Here is a 2036-nt window from a genome sequence, read left to right on the forward strand (position 1 = left end):
AACTATTCAGAATTTCTTAAACGATAACTGTATTTTGTAAACGGATTTATGTTTTTTCAAACTTTGCAACAGAACCGTCCAAAGTAATGGGATGACAGTGTGTCGTCCAGGAGGGAAGACAGTGACGCCGGAAGAAATACAACCGCATTTAGGTGGCGTGTTCACAGGGCAGGCACAGTCTTTTTTAAACGCAGGAACACAAAATCAAATCGATCCTCTTTTAACTAGCAGCGATAGCGAAACTAGAGACGGGGAACGGTACTTCAAACGCTGTTAAAAATTATAATAATCCAGGTGGTTTGATGGACACAAGTAGTTCTCAAATGAAGGGGTTCCAGAAGTTTGCCACACTTGAAGAAGGGATTAGCGCCATGGCGCGCAACTTATATCAAAACTATATTGGCATGGGGATTACAACGATTGAAGCAATTGGCGCTAAATATGCACCACCAGGTGCCGCAAATGATCCGCATGGTACGAATGGGTTGTGCCCCATATTGGTAACGAAATTTGTCGGTCAAATGGGAGGACTGTCGTTTAATTGTGAAGCGGGAAAGCCTGGGGGCGTCGTGGATACTGGCGCAGCAAGTTCGCAAGGTTTTATCCGTCCGATTGCACAAACAACGATTACAAGTCCATTTGGCCCACGTTGGGGTACGATTCATAAGGGTATTGATTATTCTTGCCAGGACGGTGTCACCGCAATAGCCTCGTCGAAAGGTGGCGTTGTAGAATTAGCGAAGTTTGGCGAAGGCGGTTCGGGGTTTGGCGGGTATGGAAACGTCGTTGTAATTAATCATGGAAATGGATATTGGAGCCTATATGGCCATATGTCCTCTATTACCGTACAAGAAGGGCAGAACATTGGAGTAGGACAACAAGTAGGTGTTTGCGGGAAAACGGGGCAAGTAACAGGGCCTCATCTCCATTTTGAAATCAAAACATCCTTTACATTCGGACAAGTTAATCCAGCACCATTTTTACCACAATGATAAATGATAGGGAGGCAAAAAAATGAAACAAGGGATAGCAGCCATCTTAATTGTTGGACTTGTGATTACAAGTACCTGGTTATGGAGTCAAAATCGTGCATTGCAAAATAAAGTACAAAAAACAGAGAAGAAGTGGACGGAACAAGTCAAAGGATTGACAGCAGAAAATAAATCGCTCCAAAAAAGGATTACCGTTTTGACAGAAAATACACAAGACAAAGGGCAAGAAGTAGCAAAAAAATTTGTGACACTTCTTATGCAGCAAGATAATCAGCAAAAAGAAAAGCCAGGATTAGCACAGATAAAAGAAATGGTGACAGGGGAAGCGAAGAGAAAATTATTTGAAGCACCGGAGGATGCACATGGACATTTGATGGACCCTTCGCTTCCGATTCAGACAAAAGCAAACGTAACCGATATGTATTACAGGAAGACAGCTGATAACAAAGCAGAAGTAACAATGAAATACGATTATGCGGTTACAGTAAATGGTACTGAACAACAACAAAAACATACGATGAAGCTGTATTTGGTAATAGAAGAGGAAGAATGGTTTGTAGAAAATTACGAGTTTCAAATCAATGCAGGAATTGAAGGTCCATAATGGGGAAATGGAAGGGGAGAGGGTATGAATCAAAATATATTACACGATATCGGACATGAGATATTGCAGGAAACATTCTTACTCATTCGAAATGTATGTTCACATCCAGGAGAAGATTTTTATAGCATGAAATATGTGCGGGATATTGTTGATGCCATACATAATATCCCGCATTCCATTCAGAAACAGAGTGATAAGTTTTTAGAATTTGAGCTAAAATTGCTGCAAGAAACTTTACTGTATATGGATTTTGGAAAAGTAGCTGTAGAAAATGCTCAATATTTTAGAGCCTTTTCTACACATGTATATCATGTATTACAGAAAAGGCATGAAAGGATATAACACAATAAAAATGGGGCGATGGAGGTTCTGTTGCAAAGTTTGAAAAAACATAAATCCGTTTACAAAATACAGTTATCGTTTAAGAAATTCTGAATAGT

General features: G+C 40.1%; 2 protein-coding genes and 1 pseudogene. All 3 read left to right on the forward strand.

Annotated elements, in window-relative coordinates; all coding sequences use genetic code 11:
* Nucleotides 1-73 precede the first annotated feature (73 nt).
* Nucleotides 74-992, forward strand: a pseudogene (locus tag JDS99_RS30450) (peptidoglycan DD-metalloendopeptidase family protein); the annotation flags it as partial.
* A 22-nt stretch (nt 993-1014) separates the two neighbouring features.
* Nucleotides 1015-1596, forward strand: coding sequence for a hypothetical protein (locus JDS99_RS30455; RefSeq protein WP_199696448.1), 582 nt, complete (start codon nt 1015-1017; stop codon nt 1594-1596).
* Between the two features lie 24 nt (nt 1597-1620).
* Nucleotides 1621-1938, forward strand: coding sequence for a hypothetical protein (locus JDS99_RS30460; RefSeq protein WP_199696449.1), 318 nt, complete (start codon nt 1621-1623; stop codon nt 1936-1938).
* The last annotated feature ends 98 nt before the right edge of the window (nt 1939-2036 follow it).

Source organism: Bacillus cereus group sp. N6 (assembly GCF_016483705.1).
Classification (GTDB): domain Bacteria; phylum Bacillota; class Bacilli; order Bacillales; family Bacillaceae_G; genus Bacillus_A; species Bacillus_A wiedmannii.